Genomic DNA, 16,822 nt, shown 5'->3' with positions numbered 1-16,822 from the left:
GGGACCCCGGACCGTCGGCACCGGAGGGGGGAGACGACCAGCGTGGACGTGCCACCGGGGCGAGGACCGCGGCGCCTGCCGGCGTGGGGGCCGGCCGTGGTGCTCGGCGTCGCGCTCGCCGTGACGCCGGCCTGGGCCGCCGCGGGCGCCGTCGGTCAGCCGGTCGCCCTGGCCACCGACCCGGCCGACCCGGGAGGCGGGGTGCCCACGACGCCGCCGGACGGGCCCGGGCCGGACCCGACCACGGCGCCGCCGACCGTCGAACCGCCGGAGGAGACCACGCCGCCGCCGGTGAGCGGCACCCCCACCCCCGTCGGCAGCGCACCGGCGACGGCCACGCCCACCGCCGGCGTCCCGACCCCGCTCCCGGGCACGTCCAGCCGGCCGCCGGTCCGGCCCTCGGCGCCGGGGACCGCCCCCGGTCCGTCGCCGCTCGGGGTCCGGGTCACGACGGGCGACGTGGTCCTGCCCCAGGGGTACTGGAACGCGTCCGGCACGGCCACCACGCTGCGCGTCACCGTGGCCAACACCGGCTCCGTGGACGCCCGAGTCCACCTCTCCTACACGCTTCCCGCCGGGGTGACCGACGCCGGGACGGCGGGCTGCGCGCCCACCGGCGGGCACGCGTACCGCTGCGGCGGGTGGCGCGTCGCTGCGGGCGACCGGTTCAGCACCCTGATCCGGGTCCGCGTCTCCGGGGACGCCTGGCGACGGATGCCGCTGAGCGGTTCGGTGACGGTCAGCGCGAGTGCGCCCGGGGTGAGCGGGACGGCGCGGGACGACGAGGGCTTCGCCGTGCTCTTCCCGCCCGGCCCGCCGGCGCCCGGCATCACGGTCGAGGCCCGAGGGGTCTCGTTCGACGTCAGCGGCGCCGCGAGCGACCTCATCGTCCGGCTCGCCAACACCGGCACGGTCGACGCCGCCGGCCGGATCGACGTGCTCCTCCCGGCCGGTGTCACGGTGCCGGCCCCGCCCGCGGGCTGCGCGCCGCTCGACGCCGCCCGTACGCGGTGCGACCTGGGCGTGGTCCGCGCCGGAGACAGCGCCGACCTGCGCCTGCCGGTCGAGGCGACGCCGGCCGCCCAGCGCGAGGCGCCGCTGGCGGGCGCCGTCGTCGGCCGGCTCGACCCCGGCAACGGCCGGGCCCGTCAGGTGCGGACGAGTTTCCGGATCACCGCGGCGGCGGCGCTCGCCACCCCGGTGGCGGTCGCGGTGCCGACCGGCTCGCAGGGTGTGCTGGTGGGTGGGGCGGCCCTGCCGGACGTCGCCGACGCCGGGTCCGCGCGGCGTACGGTGATCATGCTCGTCGTCGCCTCGGCGCTCCTCGTGGCGTTGGCGCTCGGGTTGGCCACCCTGTCGCTGCGCCGACGCCTCGCCGGCGAGCCGCAAGCATCGGCGGACGGTGATCTGGATTACCGGCGGGCAGGGCGAAACGCCACTAAGTGGTGAATTTCACCCCCCTATCCGGTCCCACTGGCCGAACCTCCGGGGAAGGTGACGGGTCCATCCGACGTAGGCTCTCAGATGAGAAACCCACATGCGGGCCGGGCCAGCCACGGCCGGCGCGGTGAGCGGTGCGTCAGGGAGGTCACGTGGCCGGGCAGGGCGAGGTCACCGTCAACTCGGGCCGCCACCGCGCGCAGCGAAGCGAGGTGCAGGCGTGAGCAAGCAGATCCGTCAACTGGACCGGGTGGTCATCCGGTTCGCCGGCGACTCCGGCGACGGCATGCAGCTGACCGGTGACCGGTTCACCTCCGAGACGGCCCAGCTCGGCAACGACATCTCCACACTGCCCAACTTCCCCGCGGAGATCCGCGCCCCCGCCGGCACCCTGCCCGGCGTGTCGAGCTTCCAGGTGCACTTCGCCGACTACGACATCCTCACGCCGGGCGACGCGCCGAACGTGCTGGTGGCCATGAACCCCGCCGCGCTCAAGGCCAACCTGGCCGACCTGCCGCGCGGCGCGGACATCATCGTCAACACCGACGAGTTCACCAAGCGCAACCTGGCGAAGGTCGGCTACGCGGTCAACCCGCTCGAGGACGACACCCTCGCCGGCTACGTGGTGCACCCGGTCGCGCTCACCTCGATGACCATCGGCGCCCTCGCCGACCTCGACGTGTCCAAGAAGGACGCCGAGCGGGCCAAGAACATGTTCGCCCTCGGCCTGCTCTCCTGGATGTACTCGCGGCCGTACGAGTCGACGCTACGGTTCCTGGAGCGCAAGTTCGCCGCCCGTCCGGAGCTGGTGGCCGCGAACGTGGCCGCCTTCCGGGCGGGATGGAACTTCGGCGAGACGACCGAGGACTTCGCCGTCCGCTACGAGGTCAAGCCGGCGCAGATGCCGCCGGGCACCTACCGCAACATCACCGGCAACGCGGCGCTCTCGCTCGGTCTGGTGGCCGCCGGCGTCCGCTCCGGCCTGCCGGTGTTCCTCGGCGCGTACCCGATCACGCCGGCGTCCGACATCCTGCACGAGCTGAGCAAGCACAAGCGGTTCGGCGTGCTCACCATGCAGGCCGAGGACGAGATCGCCGCGGTCGGCGCGGCGCTGGGCGCCTCGTACGGCGGCGCGCTCGGCGTCACCACCACGAGCGGCCCGGGCGTGGCGCTCAAGGGCGAGACCATCTCGCTCGCCGTGGCGCTGGAACTGCCGCTGGTCATCGTCGACGTGCAGCGGGCCGGCCCCTCGACCGGCATGCCGACGAAGACCGAGCAGGCCGACCTGAACATGGCCCTGTACGGCCGCCACGGCGAGGCACCGGTCGCGGTGGTCGCGCCGAAGTCACCCGCCGACTGCTTCTACGCGGCCCTGGAGGCCGCCCGGATCGCGCTCACCTACCGCACGCCGGTGATCCTGCTGTCCGACAACTACGTCGCCAACGGGTCCGAGCCGTGGCTGCTGCCCGACGTGGAGTCCCTGCCCGACCTGCGGGTCGAGTTCGCCACCTCCCCGAACGGCGAGGACGGCACCACGTTCCTGCCGTACCTGCGCGATCCGGAGACGCTGGCCCGGCCCTGGGCGATCCCCGGCACGCCCGGCCTCGAACACCGCATCGGCGGGTTGGAGAAGGCCGACAAGACCGGTGACATCTCGTACGACCCGGCGAACCACGACTTCATGGTGCGCACCCGCGCGGCCCGCATCGAGACGATCCCGGTGCCGGACGTCGAGGTCGACGATCCCGACGGTGACGCCCGGGTGCTGGTGCTCGGCTGGGGTTCGACGTACGGGCCGATCGGCGCGGCCTGCCGTGGCCTGCGCCAGCGCGGGCTCTCCGTCGCCCAGGCGCACCTGCGCCACCTCGCCCCGATGCCGGCCAACCTCGGCGCGGTGCTGCGCTCGTACGACCGGGTGGTCATCCCCGAGATGAACCTCGGCCAGCTGGCGCACGTGATCCGCGCGAAGTACCTGGTCGACGCGATCGGCTACAACCAGGTCCGCGGCCTGCCGTTCACGGCCGCGGAGCTGGAGACGATGCTGGAAGAGGTCCTCAAGAATGTCTGAGCCCATCGCCCTCAAGCTCACCGCCAAGGACTTCAAGTCCGACCAGGAGGTGCGCTGGTGCCCCGGCTGCGGGGACTACGCGATCCTGGCGGCCGTTCAGGGCTTCATGCCGGAGCTGAACATCCCGCGCGAACAGATCGTGTTCATCTCCGGGATCGGCTGCTCCTCCCGCTTCCCGTACTACATGAACACGTACGGGATGCACTCCATCCACGGCCGCGCCCCGGCGATCGCCACGGGCCTGTCCGCCACCCGGCCCGATCTCTCGGTGTGGGTGGTGACCGGCGACGGTGACGCCCTCTCCATCGGCGGCAACCACCTGATCCACGCGCTGCGCCGGAACGTCAACCTCAAGATCCTGCTCTTCAACAACCGGATCTACGGGCTCACCAAGGGCCAGTACTCGCCGACCTCCGAGCTCGGGAAGGTCACGAAGTCGACCCCGGTCGGCTCGGCCGACGCGCCGTTCAACCCCATCTCGCTGGCGCTCGGGGCCGAGGCCACCTTCGTGGCCCGCACGATCGACTCCGACCGCAAGCACCTCCAGTCGGTGCTCCGGGCCGCCGCCGAGCACTCCGGCTCGGCGTTCGTGGAGATCTACCAGAACTGCAACATCTTCAACGACGGCGCGTTCGACCCGCTCAAGGAGCCGGCCACCCGCGACGACCACCTGATCCGGCTCGAACACGGGCAGCCGATCACGTTCGGCAAGGACGGGCAGTTCTGCGTCGTCCACCCGCCCGGCGGCTTCGGCCTCGAGGTGCGGGAGACGGCGGCGACCCGGCCGGAGGACATCGTCGTGCACGACGCGACGGTCACCGACCCGGCGTACGCGTTCGCGCTGTCGCGGCTGCCCGGTCTCGACCTGCGCAACACCCCGATCGGCGTGTTCCGCTCGGTCGAGCGGCCCTCCTACGACAGCGTGGTGCGCGCCCAGCTCGACGCCGCCCGGGCGGACGTCACCGAGACGCCCGAGCAGCAGCTCGCGGGCCTGCTCAACAGCGGGGACACCTGGACGATCCTCTGAGCTGCGGTCGTCGGCGACGACGCCACGACGGACGGGAGAGGGGCCCGCAACCAGACGGTTGCGGGCCCCTCTGTCGTACTCGCGCTGACGGCCGGTCAGAAGACCAGGTTGAAGCCGCCCCAGCCGGAGGAGATCACCCTGCCGCTCGCGTCGATCCACTGACCGCGGCCGTTGGTGGTGTACATCCGCATCTGGTTGCTGCTGTTGATGCCCAGCAGGTCCATCATGTTGTCGCCGCTCCAGTCACCGGGCACCATGATGCTCTTGTAGCTGGCCCAGCCACTGCCGATGACGGTGCCGGACGGGTTCGTCCAGCCACCCCTGCCGTTCGACTGGTACATCTTCAGGTGGCCGTCCGAGGTGCGACCGATGATGACCTCGAGCCCGTCGCCCTTCCAGGCGCCCGGCGTGATGAACAGGTTGAACGCGTTCCAGCCGGTGCCGATCCGGGTGCCCGACGGGTTCTCCCAACCGCCCGCACCGTTGCTGGTGTAGCGGATCAGGTCGCCGTTGGACTTGCGGACCAGCAGGCTCGGCCGGTTGTTGCCCATCCAGTTGTTCGTCACCATGAGGGCGGTGAAGCCCGCCCACCCGCTGCCGATCTTCCGCGCCCCGCCGGCGAAGTTGCCCCTGCCGTCGGTGTCGTAGATGAACAGGTCGCCGTTGGGCTTCATCGCCATGATGGACGGCCTCTTGTCGCCGTTCCAGTTGTAGACGCGGAAGACCCGCGTGAAGCCGCCCCAGCCGGCGTTGAGGTGCTTGCTGAGGTAGAAGCCACCGAACCCGTCGTTGGCGAAGCCGCTGCCGTAGTACAGCCGCAGGTTGCCAGAGCTGTCCCGGGCGATCAGGTCGGTGTGACCATCGCCGGACCAGTCCGCGTTGACCAGCGGCGGACGGGTCAGGTCCGCCCGGATCGAGTCGGCGTAGTAGCTCAGCCGCTCGTAGTAGCCGGGGGACGAGCCGCACGGCGTGAAACCCCAGTCGGTGATGCCGACCTGGACGCCGCCGACCAGCAGCGGTCCGCCGGAGTCGCCCGGGCAGGTGTCACTGCTCGGCGCGGACGGCGTCCCCGAACCCGCACAGATCATGCGGTCGGCGTAGTAGAGCCCCGGCCGGTTGCAGTCGGCGTTCGACCGCATGGTGACGGTCGCCTTGCGGAGGCGGCTGTCGGACACCGGCTCGTCGGAGTAGGTCGCCCCGTAGCCGGCGATGACCGCCGAGGTGCCCGCCGCGTACGGTGTCTGGTCGCCCTGGGCGCTCAGCGTGACGGGGGTGTACTCGCTGGGCAGGTTCTGCTTCAGGGTCAGTACCGACACGTCGTCGAGGATCGGCGAGTTCTCCGGATCGGCGTACTGCTGGGCGATGTTCCAGCCCGGGTGGGTCCAGGTCGAGGCGACCTCGGCGACGTACCCGCTGGTGTTCAGGATGTTGCCGTACTCGTCGACGATCCGGTCGTTGCCGGCGATGACCCGGGTGGTGCCGGGCCCGTCCGCGGTGCAGTGCGCGGCCGTCAGCACCTTGTTGGGAGCGATGATCGTGCCGGTGCACCAGTACCAGTAGTAGTCCGGGCCATCCTGGAACGTGGTGACGATGCCGACGATGTAGGGGAACTCGGAGGCGCTTGCGAGGGTGCCCTGGAAGATCTTCGGCGAGATGCTCGAGCCGGACTCGAACCGCCGGCCCTGCGGGCCCGGTTCGGGAAGCGTGAGCTTCCCCTTCTGCAGGTTCGGCAGCTTGCCGTTCCGATCGTTCTGCACGCCCGCCGCGTTGTACACGCCGTCCCCACCGGGGGCGGCCTGCGCGGCCGTGGGCGCCACGGCCGCCGCGGCCGCGAGGGCGAGGCCCGCGGCGATGCCCGCCGACCAGCGCCGTCTGACGCCTGCGGATGTTGCCACTTCAGCCACTGGCTACTTCCCGTCGTTCGGATTAACGAGGAACTCGGAACGACCCGCGTGGGTGCGTCCGACAGGACGGGAAGACGGCGATCGGCACCCGAGCCACCCCGGCCCGTGCGCAAAGACTTGATGTTCCCCCGTCGTGCCGGAGCCAATGACGCCTGTCGGCAGGGCCGGAGGCTTCTCCATTGACAGTTCCAAGCCGCCACACGGTAACAAGCCGCGCGTTCGCGAGGAAGCTCCGGACAGACGATTTCCGTGGCCGGACGCCCGATCGTCGCCAATCGATCCGCTCGACCCGACCGTACGTCCCGGTCCGGACTGGACGAAGGCGAGGAAACGCCGGATGGCCGCCCCGGGCGGAACGGCCATCCGTACGGCGCCCCGGGACGGGGGCCGGTCAGGCCGCCGCCCGGGCCGGCACCCAGAGTTCGTCGATGGCGCGCTCGGCCGCCGCGAGGCTCTCCTCGTGCAGCGGGACCAGCTCGGCCATGGCCGGCGTGACCGGCGCGAGGGTCAGCTCGGCGGCGATGAAGCGCGGCTGCAGGCCGGTCATGCTGATGCCGTGCGGCAGCCAGGGCTCGGCGTGGTCCCAGCCCTCGCGGGGAGTCCCCGGGCCGTAGCCGCCGCCCCGGCTGGCGAGCACGATGAACTCGCGATCACCCAGCAGGCCCGCGCCGGTCTGCGGGTCGTACGCGATGCCGGGGGCGATGAGGTGGTCCACCCAGGTCTTCACACTGCTCGGCACGCCGTAGTTGTAGAGCGGAAGGCCCAGCAGGACGGTCGTGGCCCGCTTCACCTCGTCCACCAGCTGCTCGGTCAGCTTCCAGGAGGCGCGCTGCGCCGGGGTGTGCTGCTCGACGGGCACCATGCGCGCCAGGCCGCCGTCCTCGTCCAGGTGGGGCAGCGGCTGCCTGCCGAGGTCGCGGTACGTCACCGTGCCGTCCGGGTGGGCGGCCCGCCACCGCGCGGCGGCGCGGGCGGTGAGCCGGCGGCTGATGGAGTGCTCCCCGCGGATGCTGGAGTCGACGTGCAACAGATGTGCCATGGATCAATCCTCACCATGCCATAGATGGTTTGTGCTGGGCAAACCATTTATAGCAGACCTATCCTTGGGTCGCGGGTAAACTGGCTCACATGCCTGACCAGCCCGCCGTCCAGTCCGAGCACCGCACGGGGCCGTTGCTCGATCACCTGGCCCGGCGGATGCGTCTGCGGTCGGAGTCGGTGCTGGCACCACTCGGGCTGCGCCCGCGGCACCTCGTGGCGCTCACGGTGCTACGCGACGCCGGCGGGATCAGCCAGCAGGCGCTCGCCAGCACCCTCCAGATCGACAGCACCAACGTGGTCGGGCTGCTCAACGACCTGGAGGCGGCGAAGCTCGTGGAGCGGCGCCGCTCGTACGAGGACCGGCGCCGGCACATGGTGTTCCTCACCGACGCGGGCGAGAGCCGCCTCCGCGAGGCCGAGTGCGCCCTCGAAGCCGCCGAGTCGGAGGTGCTCAGCGCGCTGGCCCCGGCCGAGCGGCACGCGCTGTACGACCTGCTCCAGCGCGCCACCAGCGGGTGGCGGATCATGTGCACCGAGGACGCCCCGGAGTAGGGCGTCACCCGGCACGCCGCGTACGTCAGACCGCGGCCGTGGAGTGGGGCCGGTCGTCCCGGACGTGCACGAGCATGTCCCCGGTCTCGATGACGGCGCCGGCCTGGTCGGCCAGGGTGACCACCTTGCCGCGCCGCACCAACGCGATGACCAGCGAGTCCAGTTCGCGCGGGGAGCGTCCCACCTCGTGGCGCTCGGCCGAGCGCATGGCGAGCGCCATGCCCTGACCCGGCGTGAGCAGGTCCTCGACGACGTCGATCAGCGGCGGCGCGGAGGTCGAGAGGCCGAGCAGGCGGCCCGCGGTGGCCGACGAGACGATCACGTGGTGCGCGCCGCTCTGCTTGAGCAGCGGAGCGTTCTCCGCCTCCCGGGCGGCCGCGATGATCCGCACCTGCCCGGCGGTGAGCTGCCGTACCGTCAGCGCCACCAGGACGGACGCGTCGTCGCTGTCGGTCGCGATGATCACGGCCTTGGCGTTCTTCACGTGGGCCTCGTTCAGCGTGGCCGAGCGGGTCGCCGATCCCTCGATCGCCACGAGCCCGGCCGCGGTGGCCTGCCGCAGCGCGGCGCCGTTGCGCTCGACGACGATGATGCGCGACTTGTCGAGGCCGTTCTCCAGCAGCGCGGAGACGGCGCTGCGGCCCTTGGTGCCGTAGCCGCAGATGATGACGTGGTCCTTCACGGTCTTCCTCCACCGCGTCAGGCGCCGGCCGGTCCGGTACTGCTCGGTCAGAACTTCGAGGGTGGTGCCGACCAGGATGATCAGGAAGATCACCCGGGCCGGGGTGATGTAGACGACGTTCACCAGCCGCGCGCTCTGGCTGACCGGGGTGATGTCGCCGTAGCCGGTGGTCGAGAGGGTCACCACCGCGTAGTAGAAGCAGTCGAGGAGGGTCAGGCCGTCCTCGTTGACGTCGCGGTAACCGTCGCGGTCGAAGTAGACCGCCGCGACGGTGGCGAAGACCAACGCGATGGCGGCGGCGAGCCGCAGGCTGAGCGCGCTGAGCGGACTCCGGCGCTGCGCGGGAAAATGGATCACCGTCGTACCTGCTCCGTCGCCTGCACGCCCACAACATAGCGGGTGCGGCGGAGTCCGGCCGGCCGGGTGGTGACCTCGGGAACGGCCGGCGGGAAGCGCACCGGGACGCGGTCCGGCCCGCCGGGGCCGCCCCGGGCGGTGCGAGCGGGCATGATGGGGGTGTCCCGGGACGACGAGGCGTGGAGGCGAGGCCGGTATGTCGTTGCTGCGACGGGTGATCGGTGGGGTGCTGCGGCGGCTGCGGCTGCGCCAGGGCCGCACGCTGCGCGAGGTGGCCGATGCCGCCGGGGTGTCCGTGCCCTACCTGTCCGAGGTGGAACGAGGGCGCAAGGAGGCCTCGTCCGAGGTGCTGGCAGCCATCTGCCGGGCCCTCGGCATCCACCTCTCCGAACTGCTCGAAGAGGCGCGCGACGACCTGCGGCGGGTCGAGCCGCGCCTGCCGGCCGCGCCCCGCTCCGGCGCCGCCGTGCTGGCGCCGCTGCCGGCGCCCCGTCCACAGACCGAGCCGGCCGTGCGGGTCGGGCCGCGTACCTCCCGGGCGATGCTGCACCGCGGCCCGGGTGCGGGCGGCCCGACGCTGCGGGTCGGCCTGCCCGCTCCGATGCCGGCGCGGCGCGGCCCGCGTACCGCCCGGCTGCTCACCTGCCGGCGGGCCCGCCGCCCGCTGACCGCGGTCTGACCCCCGCCCGGTTCTGCCGGTGGCGAATCTGCCGCCGGCAGAACCGCTGGGGCCACGACCACCTCCGCGCGCACGCTGGAGGGGCCGGTCCCCCGGGCGGTCCCGCCGCCCGCCGGCACGGTGGAAGGCGGATTCATGATCGGGTACGAGCCGGTGCGGATGCTGGACGGCGGGCAGCCGTCCTTCGGTGACCAGGTCTTCGAGCGGCTGCTGAAGGAACGGATCGTCTTCCTCGGCGAAGAGGTGACCGACGCCTCGGCGAACCAGATCTGCGCGCAGATCCTGCTGCTCGCCGCCGAGGATCCCGACCGGGACATCTACCTCTACATCAACTCGCCCGGCGGATCGGTGAGCGCGGGCATGGCCGTCTACGACACCATGCGGTACGTCCGCAACGACGTCGCGACGCTGGCCCTGGGCTTCGCCGGCTCGATGGGGCAGTTCCTGCTCTGCGCCGGTACGGCTGGCAAGCGCTACGCGCTGCCGCACTCGCGGATCATGATGCACCAGCCGTCGGGCGGGATGGGCGGCACCGCGGCGGACGTCACCATCCAGGCCCAGAACATGCTGCACGTGAAGCGGACCATGCAGGAGCTGATCGCCCAGCACAGCGGGCGCACGCTCGAAGAGATCCAGCGCGACTGGGACCGGGACCGCTGGTTCACGGCCGAGCAGGCCCGCGAGTACGGGCTCATCGACCACGTGATCACGCGGGCCGACGAGTTGTCGGCGGGATGAGACGCGACGGCGGCCGGCGATGGTCCCGCCGGCCGCCGTCGTCACCCGCTCAGGGCAGGTCGACGAAGTCGTCCAGGAACCCGCGCGCGGTGGGCGTGTCCATCCGGTAGGCCACGTTCGTGGCGTAGCAGGGGGTGTCACCGGTGATGGTGGTGGCCGCCAGCACCCGCTCGCCGTCGATGGTCACGAAGTTCGGGCCGCCGGAGTCGCCGTAGCAGGCCCCGCCGTAGCCGCGGCCGGTGTTCATCGCCAGGCGCACCCAGGTCCTGTTGAGGGCGTTGAAGCCCACCTCGGCCTTCATCCGGACGCCCCCGCCCGGGTGGACGTGCCCGCCCGGCTCGCGCTGGGCCTCCTCGGTGCCGTACCCCACGACCTCCCATCGGGACGCGTCGAGCGTCCGGCTCCCGAGGGCGTCGAGTTGCCCGGCGCTCGGCAGCCTCGCCGGGGTGAAGTCCCACCGCCGGTCCAGCTCGGCGGCCTGACCCGGGTCGAAGGTGACCACCGCGATGTCCTGGGAGTCGGCCGAGTTGCCCGGGTAGGCGGGATTGGTGTGGGCCGTGCCCTCGACGCCGACCGCCGCGGCGACCTGCTCCGGGCTGAGGCCCGCCTCCCGCGCCTCGGCGAGCGCGCCCTCGACGTCCTGGTCGAGCGAGACGTAGAAGCGGGCGCCGGGCGCCCAGTCGGTGGTGCAGTGCGCCGCGGTGAGGAACACGTCGCGGTCGATCATGGTGCCGGAGCAGTACCAGTCGACGACGTCCGGGGTGGTGGGGTCGGCATCCCGGTCCCACTGGACGAGCAGGGCGCCGACCTCCGTGCGGTCCGGGGCGGGCTGGGAGTTGTCGGTGCTGATGGCCGAGGCCGGGGTGGCGCCGGCGACGGCCGCGGCGAGCGCCGCGGTGGCCAGGCTGGCGAGCAGTGCGGTACGACGCAAGAGACCCTCCGTCCGGGAAGCAGACACCGCCGGGCACCCCGACGGCGGCGGACGCGCCCCCTCATTCGCGTCCGACGCCCAGTCATGGGAATGCCAGGACGTGCCGATTCTCGATACGGCGCAGCCTATGCCCGTGGGGAATGGTCCGCGCGCGCTCGCGGCGCAGCGTCTTCGGGCCAATTCTCGTTACATCAGTGGCCGGACATGCGCGTGTCGTAGCGGGCCCGGGCGGCTTCCACCTCGGCGAGGTGCATGGTCGCCCACGCCTCGAGACCGGATACGAGGTCGAGCAGGCTGCGACCGAGGTGGGTGAGCGTGTAGTCGACCCGCGGCGGCACGGAGGCGTGCACCTCGCGCGTGACGAGACCGTCGCGCTCCAACCCGCGCAGTGTCTGGGTGAGCATCTTCTGGCTGATCCCGTCGATGCGCCGGGCCAGGTCGCCGTAGCGCTTGGTGCCGTCGGCCAGGGTGAGCACCACCAGGATGCTCCACCGGTCGCCGATCCGGTCGAGCACCTGTCGGCTACCGCACCTGCGGTCGTAGGGATCCGGTTCCACGTCATCACTCTCCCACGCGCTCGTTACGCACTTCAAGGTGCCTACTCTCCAACGGGAAGTGGCGTGGCCGGATTCCGGTTGCAGCGGATGATCCAACCGACCGAAGGGAAGCACGCATGTCGATCATCGTCACCGGTGCCACCGGCCACCTCGGCCGGCTCATCGTGGAATCACTGCTCGGCCGTGGCGTACCGGCCGACGGGATCGTGGCGCTCGGCCGGGACACCACGCGGCTCGCCGACCTCGCGCAGCGCGGCGTGACCGTCCGGAGGGCCGACTACAACGAGCCGGAGTCGCTGCGCAGCGCGTTCGCCGGCGGCGAGAAGCTGCTGTACGTGTCCGGCACGGAACTCGGCCGGCGGGCCGAGCAGGCCCGCAACGTGGTCGCCGCGGCCCGCGAGGCCGGTGTCGGACTCGTCGCCTACACGAGCATCGTGAAGGCCGACACCTCCCGCCTGATCCTCGCCAGGGAGCACCGCGCCACCGAGGAGGAGATCGCCGCCTCCGGCCTGCCGTACGTCTTCCTGCGCAACAGCTGGTACATCGAGAACTACCTCCCGCAGATCCCCACGTACCTCGAGCACGGGATCGCCGGCGCGGCGGGCGACGGCCAGGTCAGCGCCGCGGTCCGGGCCGACTACGCCGAGGCCGCCGCCGTCGTCGCCACCACCGACGGGCACGCCGGCCGGGCGTACGAGCTGGGCGGCGCGCCGTTCACGATGAACGAGTTCGCCGCCGAGCTGTCCCGGCAGACCGGACGTGTGGTGACGTACACCGACCTCCCGGAGGAGAAGTACGTCGAGGTGCTGGTCGGCGCGGGCGTCCCCCGGGACTACGCGGCCCTCCTCGCCGACGGCGACCGCGGCATGGCCCAGGGCGAGCTGTACGCCGAGGGCGACGACCTCGCACGGCTCCTCGGCCGCGAGCCGGTCACGCTGGCCGACGCCATCCGCGCCGCGCTCTGACTGCCTCCCGCCGCCCCGCGCGTGCTTCGGCGGGGCGGCGGGACCGCCCGAGACGGCCCAGGTCCGCGACGCCCAGGTGGGGAACCCGGTGGGGCGCGCCGGCGAGCGCGACCGGGCCGCCGGCCGTCACATGTCGGCCGGATGCGACCAGCCGGTCCCCATCCCGGACTCCTCCGTGGCGCGGTGCATGAGGATCGCCTCGCGGAGCTGCTCGCGCTGGCCGTTGGCGACGATGACCTCCACCACGACGAGCCCGACACAGCAGACGGCGAGCTGTCCGAGCGCGGCCAGGGCATGGCCCCCGTCGGTGAAGGGGATCAGCGCGACCAGGATCACGACCGCCGCCAGGCGGGGCCAGATGATCGTCCTGAGGATCTCCGTGATCCGGAGCTGGAAGGCGATGTGGGTGAGCAGGAAGAGCACGACTCCGCCGTAGAGCGTGTACAGCTCGAGCCCATCCACCGTCCAGGCCCGCGTCCCCCCGTGGGCGTCCGTGATCACCTCCTTCAGCCCGACGGCGTAGAGGATGATGCCGGCGATCATCGGCAGGTGCAGGTACGTGTAGCCGTCCCGGGCCAGGTCCACTCGCCGGACGGGTGGACACCGGCGCAACGACTGCTCACCGGCGAGCGCCACGACGTCGAAGTAGAGCCACTCGAGGGCCGCCGCGACCACGAGACCGAGTGCCGACGCCCAGAGCAGCCACCACGAGATCGGGACGTCCAGGCTGCTCAGTCCGATCGCGATGATCGACTCCCCGAGCGCCACCAGGACGATGAGCCCGTGCCGCTCGGCCCAGTGGCGGGCGGACAGCACCCTCCGGCGCGCCGGCAGGGCCATCCCCAGCCCGAAGTCGACGATGACGGCCGCCCCCCAGAACGCGGTCTGCGCGAGGTTGGCCTGCCACTCGATGTCGAACACCCGATGCGGCACGAGAGCGGCGCCGAACAGGAGCGAGCCCCCGCCGAGCAGCGGCAGGGTGAGGACCACGAGGTCCTGGACGGTCATCTCCGGGAGGGCGTACCACCGCAGGGCCAGCATGAACACCCGCACGGCCACGTAGCAGGTGGCGAAGACGAGCGGTCCCTTCACACCGCCCGGCTCGTCCTCGAACGCGTCCCGCGTGGAGATCGCGAGAAGGAACAGGACCGCCGTGACGGCGAGCACCGCGGCCCTCGTGAGACCGAAGTCGGCGCGTACCCGGTTGGCGACCCACACGGAGATCGACCAGGCCCACCACAGGATGGCGAGGACGAGCAACCCGTTGACGATCCCGTGAACGGTGAACTCGTTGGTCACCAGCGTGGTGACCTGGACGAACGCGAAGACGAACACCAGGTCGAAGAACAGCTCCGAGGTGGTGGACGAGGTGCTCTCGGCGACCTTCTGGGTGCCCGGAGGTGCCGGGTGTCCCCTTTCGCTCGCGTCGTCGTTGCTCGTCACCGGCCGATTCTCGCAACGCGGCGAGGTGTCCCGGCGGCATTCGCGCCAGTGCGGGCCGGTCAGAGGCGCTGGACGATCTGGATGGGATTCCCGTCCGGGTCGGCGACCCACGCGATCAACAGCCGGTCGAGCCACCGGTGGGGTGGGATCAGGGCGGGAACCCCGGCAGCGGTGAGTTCGGCGTACGCCCGCGCCGTGTCGTCGGTCCACAGGATCACCGCGACACGCTGGCCCTCGGGAACCGGGTCGAGGCCGTGGTCGTCACGGGTGGACGCGACCGAGGCGATTCCGATGGTGTAGCCGTCGAGCACGAGATCGACGTGGATGGGCTCGCCCTCGGTCGGCACCCGGAACGTCTCCGTGAACCCGAGGCCCGCGTAGAACTCGGCGGCACGCGTCACGTCCTGGCTGAAGAGGATGACCTGCGGAGTGCGGAACATCGAGATGTGGTCCACCGGCTCACCGGGCCCGGAGCAGCGCTGCGGCATCGGCGAGGAAGCGGTCCTCCGCCGCGGCGGCGGCCGGTGACACGTCCCGCAGGGTCGGGAAGTCGTGCACCAGACCGGCCTCGCACCGGTGCACGACGGGCACTCCGGCGTCGACGAGCCGGCCGGCGTAGGCGTCACCCTCGTCGCGTAGCGGATCATGCTCGGCTGTCACCACGACGGCCGGCGGCATCCCTGTGAGGTCGGCGACGAGCAGGCTCACGGCGGCCGAACCCCGCACGGCCGGGTCCGGTAGCCACATGCCCATCCACCGCTGCAGGTCGTCCACGTCGAGCAGGAACCCGTGCCCCTTCTCGGCGACGCTGGGCATCCGGAGGGTGGGGTCGGCGTTGGGACAGACCAGCAGTTGTGCCAGCAGCGACACCTCGCCGCGCAGCCGCAGCGCCGCCAACGCGGCGACGAGGCCCCCCGCGGAGTCGCCCGCCACCGCGACCGGCGTCCCGTCGGCCGCGACACGCGCGACGACGTCGACCGCGTCGTCCACCGCCGCCGGCCACGGATGCTCGGGGGCCCTCCGGTAGTCGACGGCGACGACGGTCGTCGCCGTGGCCGCCGCGAGCCGCCGCACCTGGGCGTCGTGGGTGTCGAGATCCCCCAGCACGAAGCCGCCTCCGTGCAGGTAGACGACGACCGGGTGGAGGCCGGGCTGGTACGTCCGCACGGGCACCCCGGCGATCACCCCGTCGACGGTGGGCATCGCCGGCCCGGGTGTGCGGGCCGCGGCCCGGGCGCGCGACGCCTCCCGCATCGCCGCGATCTCCGGTACGCCGGTGCGGGGCTCGGCGCGCGCGGAACGCAGCAGCGCGGCCAGTTGAGGATCAGCTATCCGATCGGTGGGCACGTGCCGAGCGTAGGACCAACCCACGTTTGTCACCGCCGATCAGCGCCGCTCGGCTGTCGTGATCCGCCGACCGTCACGACCCGACGACGACGTTCGCGAGCGGCTCGCCGGCCTCGTACCGTCGGATCTGATCGAGCAGCAGGCGGCGGACCCGGGGCGCCATCGCGGCGGTCAGGCCGCCGACGTGGGGGCTGATCAGGACGTTCGGTGCGGACCACAGCGGATGGTCGGCAGGCAGCGGCTCGGGGTCGGTGACGTCCAGGGCGGCGTGCAGCCGCCCGTCGCTGAGTTCGGCGAGCAGCGCCCCGGTGTCCACCACCCGCCCCCGGGACACGTTCACCAGCAGGGCACCGTCGGCCATCCTCGCGAGGAAGTCCTTGCCCACCAGGCCCTCGGTCTCCGGGGTCAGCGGCGTGGCCACGATGACGACATCCGCCTGTGGCAGCAGCTCCGCAACGTCGGAGATCGGCCGTACGCCGGGGCGGGCGTTCCGTGCCACCCGGCTGACCTCCACCTCGAACCCGGCGAGCCGGCGCTCGATGGCGGCGCCGATCGAGCCGTACCCGACGATCAGCACTCGCGCGTCGGCCAGCCCGGTCGACCAGCCGGAGGCCCACCGGCCCTCGTCCCCCGCCCGGACGAAGTCCGGCAGCCGGCGTCGGGCGGCAAGCGTGAGCGCCACCGCCAGTTCGGCGGTGGCCGCGTCGTGCACTCCCCGGCCGTTGGCCAGAGTCAGGCCGGGCCGCAGGTACGGCAGGACGTGGTCGTAGCCGGCGGTCACGGTCTGCACCACCTGGAGCCGGGGCATCCGGGCGATCGGCTCGCAGAAGCGGGGATCGATGATCCCGTACGGCAGCGCGTAGAACTCGACGTCGTCCAGGTTCTCGGGCACGGGTTGGGTGCCGTCGTACAGCGCGATGTCCAGATCGCCGCGCTCGGCCACCACCTCGGGGTGAGAGATCAAGTAGCGCACGACGCCAATCATCCTGGTTCCGCGCCACGGCACCACCTGCCTGACTCCCGCCCAAGCCGAGATGGCAAGACGGACCGGGCCACCGCGATCGGGGCGAGGCCACCGGAGGCGGCCTCGC

At 72.1% G+C, this 16,822-nt stretch carries 17 protein-coding genes; 7 read left to right on the top strand and 10 right to left on the bottom strand.

The window, feature by feature from the left end:
• The first annotated feature begins 42 nt into the window (after positions 1-42).
• The 3 genes from D7I43_RS06425 (at position 43) to D7I43_RS06415 (ending at position 4,535) form a co-directional block, all read left to right on the top strand.
• Positions 43-1,449 carry a COG1361 family protein gene (locus D7I43_RS06425; protein ID WP_147427233.1) on the top strand — a complete coding sequence of 469 codons (1,407 nt, stop codon included), beginning with the start codon at positions 43-45 and terminating at the stop codon, positions 1,447-1,449.
• 211 nt (positions 1,450-1,660) lie between these two features.
• Positions 1,661-3,508, top strand: coding sequence for a 2-oxoacid:acceptor oxidoreductase subunit alpha (locus D7I43_RS06420; RefSeq protein WP_120327472.1), 1,848 nt, complete (start codon positions 1,661-1,663; stop codon positions 3,506-3,508).
• Positions 3,501-4,535, top strand: coding sequence for a 2-oxoacid:ferredoxin oxidoreductase subunit beta (locus D7I43_RS06415; RefSeq protein WP_120327471.1), 1,035 nt, complete (start codon positions 3,501-3,503; stop codon positions 4,533-4,535). Before D7I43_RS06420 ends, D7I43_RS06415 begins: the two co-directional genes overlap by 8 nt.
• A gap of 95 nt (positions 4,536-4,630) precedes the next feature.
• Here D7I43_RS06415 and D7I43_RS06410 read toward each other — a convergent pair whose 3' ends face one another.
• Together D7I43_RS06410 and D7I43_RS06405 are read right to left on the bottom strand one after the other, a co-directional pair.
• On the bottom strand, positions 4,631-6,430 hold the full coding sequence (locus D7I43_RS06410; protein WP_158610080.1) for a trypsin-like serine protease: 1,800 nt from the start codon (positions 6,428-6,430) through the stop codon (positions 4,631-4,633).
• 400 nt (positions 6,431-6,830) lie between these two features.
• Complete coding sequence (locus D7I43_RS06405; RefSeq protein WP_120327469.1) at positions 6,831-7,478, bottom strand: FMN-dependent NADH-azoreductase; 648 nt, start codon at positions 7,476-7,478, stop codon at positions 6,831-6,833.
• 89 nt (positions 7,479-7,567) lie between these two features.
• On the opposite strand from D7I43_RS06405, the gene D7I43_RS06400 reads away from it, so the two are divergent.
• On the top strand, positions 7,568-8,032 hold the full coding sequence (locus tag D7I43_RS06400) for a MarR family winged helix-turn-helix transcriptional regulator (RefSeq protein ID WP_120327468.1): 465 nt from the start codon (positions 7,568-7,570) through the stop codon (positions 8,030-8,032).
• Positions 8,033-8,057: 25 nt separating this feature from the next.
• Here the strand turns inward: D7I43_RS06400 and D7I43_RS06395 are convergent, their stop codons facing one another.
• Positions 8,058-9,071 carry a potassium channel family protein gene (locus D7I43_RS06395; RefSeq protein WP_120327467.1) on the bottom strand — a complete coding sequence of 338 codons (1,014 nt, stop codon included), beginning with the start codon at positions 9,069-9,071 and terminating at the stop codon, positions 8,058-8,060.
• Positions 9,068-9,223, bottom strand: a complete 156-nt coding sequence (locus tag D7I43_RS32705) for a hypothetical protein (RefSeq protein WP_158610079.1) — start codon at positions 9,221-9,223, stop codon at positions 9,068-9,070. Before D7I43_RS32705 ends, D7I43_RS06395 begins: the two co-directional genes overlap by 4 nt.
• A gap of 44 nt (positions 9,224-9,267) precedes the next feature.
• Here D7I43_RS32705 and D7I43_RS06390 point away from each other — a divergent pair, with 44 nt between their 5' ends.
• On the top strand, positions 9,268-9,750 hold the full coding sequence (locus tag D7I43_RS06390) for a helix-turn-helix domain-containing protein (RefSeq protein WP_120327466.1): 483 nt from the start codon (positions 9,268-9,270) through the stop codon (positions 9,748-9,750).
• Between the two features lie 135 nt (positions 9,751-9,885).
• Complete coding sequence (locus tag D7I43_RS06385) at positions 9,886-10,488, top strand: ATP-dependent Clp protease proteolytic subunit (protein ID WP_120327465.1); 603 nt, start codon at positions 9,886-9,888, stop codon at positions 10,486-10,488.
• A 49-nt stretch (positions 10,489-10,537) separates the two neighbouring features.
• Here the strand turns inward: D7I43_RS06385 and D7I43_RS06380 are convergent, their stop codons facing one another.
• Both D7I43_RS06380 and D7I43_RS06375 read right to left on the bottom strand, forming a co-directional pair.
• On the bottom strand, positions 10,538-11,419 hold the full coding sequence (locus tag D7I43_RS06380; protein ID WP_204985167.1) for a trypsin-like serine protease: 882 nt from the start codon (positions 11,417-11,419) through the stop codon (positions 10,538-10,540).
• Positions 11,420-11,610: 191 nt separating this feature from the next.
• Positions 11,611-11,976 carry a winged helix-turn-helix transcriptional regulator gene (locus D7I43_RS06375; RefSeq protein WP_120327464.1) on the bottom strand — a complete coding sequence of 122 codons (366 nt, stop codon included), beginning with the start codon at positions 11,974-11,976 and terminating at the stop codon, positions 11,611-11,613.
• A gap of 116 nt (positions 11,977-12,092) precedes the next feature.
• Between D7I43_RS06375 and D7I43_RS06370 the strand changes: the two genes are divergently transcribed.
• Entirely contained in the window at positions 12,093-12,941 is an 849-nt protein-coding gene (locus tag D7I43_RS06370; protein ID WP_120327463.1) for an SDR family oxidoreductase, read from the top strand.
• A 126-nt stretch (positions 12,942-13,067) separates the two neighbouring features.
• Here the strand turns inward: D7I43_RS06370 and D7I43_RS06365 are convergent, their stop codons facing one another.
• The 4 genes from D7I43_RS06365 to D7I43_RS06350 form a co-directional block, all read right to left on the bottom strand.
• Positions 13,068-14,384, bottom strand: coding sequence for a low temperature requirement protein A (locus D7I43_RS06365; protein ID WP_158610078.1), 1,317 nt, complete (start codon positions 14,382-14,384; stop codon positions 13,068-13,070).
• Between the two features lie 59 nt (positions 14,385-14,443).
• Complete coding sequence (locus D7I43_RS06360) at positions 14,444-14,839, bottom strand: VOC family protein (protein ID WP_204985166.1); 396 nt, start codon at positions 14,837-14,839, stop codon at positions 14,444-14,446.
• Between the two features lie 4 nt (positions 14,840-14,843).
• Positions 14,844-15,731: an alpha/beta fold hydrolase gene (locus D7I43_RS06355; protein WP_204985165.1), complete on the bottom strand. Its 888-nt coding sequence runs from the start codon at positions 15,729-15,731 to the stop codon at positions 14,844-14,846.
• Positions 15,732-15,804: 73 nt separating this feature from the next.
• The gene (locus D7I43_RS06350; RefSeq protein ID WP_240032825.1) at positions 15,805-16,704 is read right to left on the bottom strand and encodes a 2-hydroxyacid dehydrogenase; all 900 of its coding nucleotides are present in this window, start codon (positions 16,702-16,704) and stop codon (positions 15,805-15,807) included.
• Between the last annotated feature and the right edge of the window lie 118 nt (positions 16,705-16,822).

It is taken from the genome of Micromonospora globbae (assembly GCF_003610785.1).
GTDB classification, from domain to species: domain Bacteria; phylum Actinomycetota; class Actinomycetes; order Mycobacteriales; family Micromonosporaceae; genus Micromonospora; species Micromonospora globbae.
This window is presented reverse-complemented; position numbering and strand designations above follow the sequence as displayed.